The organism is Exiguobacterium sp. TNDT2 (assembly GCF_003331145.1).
In the GTDB taxonomy this organism is placed as follows: Bacteria; Bacillota; Bacilli; order Exiguobacteriales; family Exiguobacteriaceae; genus Exiguobacterium.
On record NZ_QLVE01000047.1, the window covers coordinates 1 to 7,966 of the forward strand.

The 7,966-nt window shown below is 43.4% G+C and carries 7 protein-coding genes; all 7 read right to left on the reverse strand.

Translation table 11 applies throughout. The features are described from left to right. Window positions 1–10 precede the first annotated feature (10 nt). The 7 genes from DPV68_RS14120 to DPV68_RS14150 all read right to left on the reverse strand — a co-directional run bounded on the left by DPV68_RS14120 (window position 11) and on the right by DPV68_RS14150 (window position 7,769). Window positions 11–568 carry a DUF6036 family nucleotidyltransferase gene (locus DPV68_RS14120; protein ID WP_114167414.1) on the reverse strand — a complete coding sequence of 186 codons (558 nt, stop codon included), beginning with the start codon at window positions 566–568 and terminating at the stop codon, window positions 11–13. Between the two features lie 86 nt (window positions 569–654). Further along, window positions 655–1,458, reverse strand: a complete 804-nt coding sequence (locus DPV68_RS14125; protein ID WP_114167415.1) for a hypothetical protein — start codon at window positions 1,456–1,458, stop codon at window positions 655–657. After that, window positions 1,455–2,231 carry a ParA family protein gene (locus DPV68_RS14130; protein WP_114167416.1) on the reverse strand — a complete coding sequence of 259 codons (777 nt, stop codon included), beginning with the start codon at window positions 2,229–2,231 and terminating at the stop codon, window positions 1,455–1,457. The genes DPV68_RS14125 and DPV68_RS14130 overlap by 4 nt, the downstream gene beginning before the upstream one ends. Continuing rightward, window positions 2,228–2,917 carry a hypothetical protein gene (locus tag DPV68_RS14135; RefSeq protein ID WP_114167417.1) on the reverse strand — a complete coding sequence of 230 codons (690 nt, stop codon included), beginning with the start codon at window positions 2,915–2,917 and terminating at the stop codon, window positions 2,228–2,230. The genes DPV68_RS14130 and DPV68_RS14135 overlap by 4 nt, the downstream gene beginning before the upstream one ends. Next, window positions 2,914–3,696: a ParA family protein gene (locus DPV68_RS14140; RefSeq protein WP_157964207.1), complete on the reverse strand. Its 783-nt coding sequence runs from the start codon at window positions 3,694–3,696 to the stop codon at window positions 2,914–2,916. The genes DPV68_RS14135 and DPV68_RS14140 overlap by 4 nt, the downstream gene beginning before the upstream one ends. A 699-nt stretch (window positions 3,697–4,395) precedes the next feature. After that, window positions 4,396–5,460, reverse strand: a complete 1,065-nt coding sequence (locus DPV68_RS14145; RefSeq protein ID WP_114167419.1) for a hypothetical protein — start codon at window positions 5,458–5,460, stop codon at window positions 4,396–4,398. 872 nt (window positions 5,461–6,332) lie between these two features. Further along, window positions 6,333–7,769, reverse strand: a complete 1,437-nt coding sequence (locus tag DPV68_RS14150; RefSeq protein WP_114167420.1) for a hypothetical protein — start codon at window positions 7,767–7,769, stop codon at window positions 6,333–6,335. Window positions 7,770–7,966: the final 197 nt, after the last annotated feature.

Below are 7,966 nucleotides of genomic sequence, written 5' to 3' on the forward strand. Positions count from 1 at the left end.
TTTTGATTTATTATATACCCTTTTCCTGAAAAATTCGACTCAAGTCGTGCACGTTACAAAATGGATCGTCCCACGTCATGTTCGCTTTATATTCCTCTACAAGTTCGAGAAGTTTGTCTTTATCGCAAAGTTCCAATAGATTCGTCTTTTCGAGATCCTCTAAGTCCTTTTGGCGAGAGGAGAAGATCTTGGTACATGCTAATAGTTCAATGTCAGGGACATACACATCAATCGCCTCGAATAGACCTTCGATCTTATGACGGAATTCATTTTCTCTAAAGTCTTCACGGGGTGGGAACTGAATGACCCCTTCGACAATTTCAATTTCATATTCATGAAGTGCCTCTTTTAATTCAGGTGTCACAACGCCCTCCGTCACGCGAATGTCAATATCTCGCGTCGGACGATACTCGGCATCTTTATTCATCATTTCAATGAAGAGAAGGATCCCCGAGGCGCCAACCACAACAAACTCGACTTCGATGTTTCTTGAGGCGCAAAACGTATCAAGCACGAGCAAGGTATCGATGATACTTTCCACGTCCTTGTATTGATTAGAGTAAGTCATGTATGTCCCTCCTGATGAAAATGACCCACTCTGATTCGGTATGTTAAGAATCTTCGTGGGCCATGATGTATTTCGCTTCTCTCAACTTAATTCGTATTTAAATAGGCACTGAGAGCCCGCCGGATAATCTCATCTTCTGACACATGTTCTTTTTGCGCGGCTTGCGTTAATCCGACGTATAAAGGGTCTGTCAGATCAGCAAAGCGAATCTGTACACGCATGGGTTTCACAGGTTTAGTTTCGACTTCGAGCACGCGTTGTTCCTGACGTTCGATCAACATCCGTTTCACTTCACGGAGTTCTTCACGTGTCATCTCGTACACCGTCTTGTCTCCTGAAGCTGTGTAGTACTTCTTATTCTCGAGTAGCGCGAGCTTCGGATCTTCTGGCCACGACAACAACTCAGCAAGCTTCGTTGCACTGAAATCTTGCTCGAGCGTCTTCTCTAAGATGTTCGGACCAAACGTATTCCAAAATGACACGAAGCGGCTGACTTGTGGTTGGGACATTCCAATTTTATTTAAGAAGTCTTTCCACGTTCCTTGTTCTTTTTGGAACTCTTTTTTTGTTTCCGGATCCCGGAATAGACTGTTCGCATGGGCAAGAATACGACATTTTTCGACAAAGCTAGTCGCTTGAATCGCATCAATGTGGTTGTAATATTGAACAATTCCGTCCATATCCTCAGGAAGCTTCTTCGTGATGATACGTGACAACCCCGTCGCCGGCAGGGCCTGATAAGGGTTCGCCACAGTCGTTGTAGCAGAGAATTCTTTCACGGCCTCGATTTGTTCCGTACGGCTATCCGTCGCTTGTTGATTTTGATTCATCGGAAGGTTGGCACTGAATGTAGAAATCTTCGGTGTATGTTTCTTTCGGTTGCGTGTCATAACGACAATACCTCCTGAGCAAGTTGTAGATAGGCGTCGGTTGCTGGGCTCTTGTGATCAATGACGGGACGAGACTCTCGTTGTAGTGTCTGAACCTTCACCGCGTAAGGGATCGTCGTCAAAACCGGAATACCGACTTCTTTTCCGAGTTCTTCAAGTTCTTCGACTGTCGTGATATCCCCTTTTGAGCGGGCGCTCACCATCGTCGGGATGAAGGCTGCGATATGGATGTCTTCCCGGAATCGCTTCATCTCTTCAAGCTCTTCTGGAGCCGAGTAGACGGCGTCCATCGAGAATTTCTGCATTTGGACAGGCATCACGATTCGGTCTTGGGCGACGAGTGCGCAGCGAGCATACGGGTTAAGCGCTGAAGTCGATCCTGGGCAATCGATGAGACAGATGTCAAACAGTTCGTCAATCTTGGCGAGCTCTTCACTGAGACGATATTCATATCCGATTTGACTCGTTAAGTCACTCGGTGAGGCCGAACGTCTGGTTGGCACAAGATAGACGGTACCTGTCTCATACTCGCATGTCACAATGACCTGTTCGATTGGTGTGTAGAATGGGTCATTCTCTTCTAGTAGACAATCGAGTAAGACTTTTCCTTCGTAATCGTTCGTGAGACCGAGTCCATTCGTCGAAGAGGCCTGATCGTCCGCGTCGATGACAAGGACACGTAATCCATCACGAGCATAAGCATGAGCCAGGTTTATGGTCGTCGTCGACTTTCCAACCCCGCCCTTTCGATTGTACAATGCGATTTTCTTCATGATTCGTCTCCTCGCTTCTCGTCTGTGACGTCAATGATATTGTCATTCACTGTCTGTTCGATGATTTCCGTCAATAGCTCACTCACACTCCGATTTTGGGCATGCGCATACTGTTGGAATTGATCGGACAGGTCGGACGGGATTCGTGCTGAAAGAACGGCAGATGGTTTCTTTGTTTTTTGAAACGGGCTGACTTTGACCTGTTGCACAGGCTCACGGGTCTTACGGGCCTCACGGATTTGTTTGACCGTCAACTCGTCGACGCTTCGTGACTCTCCATCAATATAGAGTCCCTGTTCGACTACCTCTTCGACGTTGTCGAGATACATCAGTTCAAACAGTTTGGAAGCCGGTAAGCTCGCAAGTGATGATTCGAGTGGATGTAACGTCTCATAGGCTTTGACGTACCGAGAGGCAAGAGAATTCGACATGGACACGGCTTCGAGGAACCCCATCCATTCTTTTTTGTCATGCATCTCAGAACGAGCGATGACGAGCCGCTTCCCGATCTCAAATACAGAAATCGTTTGAACTTTTGAAAGCTCATTGATTTCATGAACAAGGTCCTCGACTTCTTTAGAGACCGGAAGTTTTTGGACGAGCGTGCTGATATTCGTCAAACCACTTTGATACGGGTGCTGCTCACTCGGTTTGATTTTATGAATGTTGCGGTTCCGTGCCTTCATGATGTCTCACCTGCCTGTTCAACGACTTGCTTAGCCAATAGTCGAAACGGTTCAGCGAGCATCTTCGATTCCTTGGAGCGGTACTGGATGACACTTTTCCCACTATCGGCAGCTTTCTCGATGAAGGTGGATCGTTTGATCATCGGAAGGATCTCTATTGCCTCTTCCTTCGCTATGGCTTCCATTGCTTCATAGTACTCTTTATCTGCCTTTAACGAAGCATCCATGGCGACGGGAAGAATACCCGTGATGACAAGTTCTGGATTATAGAATTTTTTCACTTTTTGAACAGTACGGACCGTACTCGCGAGTTGATCGAACACGAGCTTCTTCGGCATGAATGGGATGACCGTCATGTTTGACGTCGAAAGCACGACTTTCGAGAGTTCATTGATTGATGGGACCGAGTCTAAGATAATCCAATCAAACTCATCCTCGAGCGGTGCAATCATGTCCTTTAATAAATAGAGCTTGTCTTGCTCGGAAATCAAATTGATCAACCTGGCATTTCGTTCATTCGAAGGGAGAAGACTCACATGATACGTTTCATCATCAAACAGGACTTCTTTGATATCGAGATTGCGTGTATGTACATCAAACATCGTCATGTACTTGATTGTGTCAGACTCTTTTAACATCAGTTTACTGAGCGAGCCTTGAGGATCTAAATCAATGATCAAGACACGTTGTCCCAGCTCACCTAATGCGTAAGCCATATTCAAAGAACAGGTCGTCTTCCCTGATCCACCTTTCGATATGTAAAACGTGAGTATGTTCATCTTCTCTCCCCTTTCTATCTCATATCATGTCATAATCTTATTTTCCTTACAACATAAGAACGAGTATAAACCGAATAAATATCAATTTAATTTGTATACATTAAAAATAAGTCATTGTATACGATGTTTACTAGCCGATAGATCATGTATACGTTTCGACGTCGAACTGTATACATCTGTTTATGAGTAGCTTTGTCAGAAACTGATTGAACAAGAGCAGATCGGATTCCTAAATCTCTTAAAGAAGAAATACATTATATAGTTGGATCTGACTTTAAATAATAGAAGAAGATATACAAACCGTATTCTTCTGAGTTTAAGAAATATAAATAGATTATAGAGAGTTAAATAAAGATTAATAGAATTAGAAAAGGTAGAGCACGTCCAAACCTAGTCATACCAGCCGCTCTGACAGTTTATGTGAAAAGAGAAACTTCAATGGGATTACTGTTTCTTTCATCAAGGCTTTTTTTATTTCACTAAGGATTTGGGATTAAAGAAACAAAAGATGATTTACTTCAATGAAAGCTTGATTAAGTGGTTAGTAGTTTTGATTTTTTTCCTAAAATTAAAAATAGGACAATCAATACCCCTTGACTGTCTAAGGGTACAGTTTCGTATAACACACAGACAGAAATCACCTGCAAAAATGAGTCATTTTCATATATATTTTCAAAAAAGTGCACGACTAAAAGACCATCATGCGATAGCCATTTTTGCCTGGGCCTTTTTAAGTTGTTGATGAAGATAGAAAATCGGTTCCTCAAAGAACAGTTTATGTGTACTCGAGTGGATCAAATCCTCACGATGATGAAGGAATGCTTGTTTTAACTCTTCAACGACCTGTTTAAACGTTTCGGTCCCGAATGTATCACTCATCGAGAAGAGTGAGTCACGGTTGACCTTGAGTGCGTCAAAGTCGAAGAACTCCCCTACTCGCTTACGCAGCTCAAACCAAAGGAGCTGAACTTCAGTGCGGTCTTTTTCTTTGATCTGCTTACTGTCTTGCGCAGCCGATAGCTGGACTTCAAGTAAGAGCGGACGTGTCACATCTTGAACCCGTTTCTTGAGCGAGACATTTTGTTTCACCATGTTCAAGAAACGCTTACTGTCCTCGACAAGCGAGACCTGCAAGAATTTGAGACCAGACATCATCTTTTGGATGGCGAGTTTATGGCCACAGTATTTAGGAAGGAACCCTTTGATCTCATCGTAGGTCAGGATGGCCTGTTCATTTGACTGGACATGAACATCTTTCTCGACCTGGACGATTGTCCGTAGCGCGAGTCGCAACGTATTCACGTTATCGAGTGCGATCAGTTCGGACAAGAGACCGTGCCAAACAGACGTATACCCGGTCTTCGAACCGACCGTAGTACCGTCTACGAATAAGTCGCGATAGTTTTCAAGGTAATCCGTCAATTGGATTGAGACCACTCCTGGGAAGTGACGGACGACCGTCATGAGACCATTCTGTTCGAAGGTCTTCAAGTTGTTATGTAGGGAGCGGACCGACGTGCATGCAAAATCCGCAAGCGTGTTGTCTTCTGCAAATTCAATCTTCCCTTGGTCATCGGCGTAGGCGAGAATAGAGAGAATATGACGAATCCGAGACTTGGTCCATTTGAAAGCAGTGAAACAGGCTGGGATGTTATAGTGATGTTGCTCGTAGCGATAGTGATCTGCGCGCTTCGTCCAACGCGTCAATCCGCTCATCACGACCAATAGCTTGTTTGCGACCAAAATATGCCGATTCGTCTCCATCATCTCTCCTACACCTCCCCTATCCTAAAATATGCTAGTTTCAGTATCTTGTTCTTTCTAAGTGGTGTCAAAGTGCGGTTTCGGTACGACGATTTGCGACCAAATTTAAAAAAGTGTTGGTGTTGAGCCATTTTCACAGGGGAAACAGGTGTCGTTTCGGTACGACGGTTTGCGACCAAATTGAGAGGAACGGCTTAATCAAGCCATTTTGAGCTTATTCAGAGTAGAATTTTCATCATAAAAGAGCAGAAAATGTCGTTTCAGTACGATGGTTTGCGACCAAATTGATGAAAGTGTCGTTTCAGTACGACGGTTTGCGACCAAAACCATCAAAAATGTCGTTTCAGTACGATGGTTTGCGACCATTTTTAGGAAATGGCAACTTAAAATTATTTAGAAAACCCATCAAAAAAGTGAAAAATGTCGTTTCAGTACGATGATTTACGACCGAAACAGCAAAATTGTCATTTCGGTACGATGATTTGCGACCAAATTGATAGAGCTGTCGTTTCAGTACGACGATTCGCGACCAAATTCAGCGATAATGTTGTTTCAGTACGATGCTTTACGACCAAGTTGAATGTGTAAGAATGATTTGTTGTCGATTTTATCTACCAAACAATATATAGGTTTCATTTCAGTACGATTGACTTTATATCACAGTGTTAGGAAAAGGGTTGTTAATGAGAGAGATACATGTGGTCTTAAAAATCTGATGTGGCGTGAGTGGATCATCGCTGATGTTGAATCAGTTTCCTAGCACTAAGGAGAAGATAATACATGAATGTTCCATGTGAAACAGTGGCTGAATGACCAGTACATAAGAAAAGAAGCCCGTTTGTAAAAAGGCTTCTTCTGAACATTTGCTTCTATTAAAGGAGTAATGTGTCTGTATGATTCAATAACTCCCATGATTCGAGCGGATAGAACGTGAAGAAATAGTAATCGCCGGATCGGTGCCAGTCTTTCAAGATGAACTCATGTTCTTTAATGCGGTCAAGGTTTGCCTCAAGTTCTAGTAAGTTCTCGGACTTACGAGATTTATTGAAGCGAATCGAATAAGTAAATTGACGCCAATGTCGGCGGACCGGACTTTGTTCCCCTGTCTGGATGGCAGCCATTCGTTCCTTTTGAAGTACGAACGCTAAGTGATAAGCGAAGCTGCCTTTCAACTGTTCAATCTGTTCGCCGTATATACTAACGATCTGCTGCTTGAGCAGGTCGTCATAGACCTCCTCGGTTACGGTGACGATCACCTGGCTGTCTGCAAGTGTCGTCGCATTCTTGATTGTAACGGAAGAGAAGAGTCCGCGGATAAAGAAGTCCCCTTCATCGTTGTGTCCCGCGACACGGTAGTAGCCGAGCTTCATCAGTCGCTTCGTAGTCAGGTCGTAGCTTTTCCCGCTCTTGTTGGCATAGAGTTTTTCAACCAGCTGTACCAACGGGAAGATGATTTTACGACTTGTCTGGAAGGAGATATCACGGTAAGACAAAATCTCGGTGAAGGCCTCGAAGTCTTTGGAGTCGAGATCAGGTACTTTACCATTCAACTCTTGAATGAACTCTTTACTGACTAAGACGGAAAGATTTTGCGGAACGCCTTCTTTGTATTTCGGGACGACTGAGTCGTAGTTCAAAAGTTCAAGGTTGAGCTGCGTCGCGTCGTTAAGTTTTTCATCGAGTTGATCGGTTTTGTTCTTGATACGGTCAGACATCCCGAAAAATGGGATGTCGACAGCGAGCGTCGGCGAATGATGCGCCACCCGCTGCGTCGAATCGATCTCTTTCGCTACTTCTCCTAAAACCATGAGTACATCCGTTTTCAACGTGGATGTCTTTTGATTCACGGTTTTTTGAGACCAATAAGGATACGTATGAATCAGTTGGTTCGGATCCTCGGCCCACTCTTCAATCTCGGTGATGCAGAGATTCATGTAGTCCTCAATCGTTTTCACGTGAAACTCTTTATAGAGTCCTTCAAGACCTGCAACTTTCACATATGCTGAGATCATGTCATGTTTGGCGCGAAGCTCTTTATTGTAACCGCGTGATTCTTGATAGTTACGAACAGCGGTTTTCACCCACCGACGTTTCAACTTCATGAAGGAGTAATAGCGTATCTTTTTATAGGCACTCTCAATGTTTTCAAGCGCATAGTGTTCTTGATAAAGCGATGCGACGAATTCATTGATATCAAAAATGGATACACTATGGAGGATCTCCTCCATACCATGCTGCTTAATCGTATTTACCGCTTGCGAAATGATGAGTTGTTGAGAGCGGCTATTGGAGGCTGAATGCTTCTCCATGTTAATCACCTCTTCTTCATTAAATATAGCATATTTATATAAAGACATACTTTTGTAATTAGTTAATTTATTTCAAATACCGTAAAAGTATGCGCCGGCGCATACTTTTATTTAATCCAATATTATAAGGTTTCAATTTGAAAAAAATTATGCATGAGATAGTTTATACTTAAGGTTAACACTAAGCAGTTAAAGCA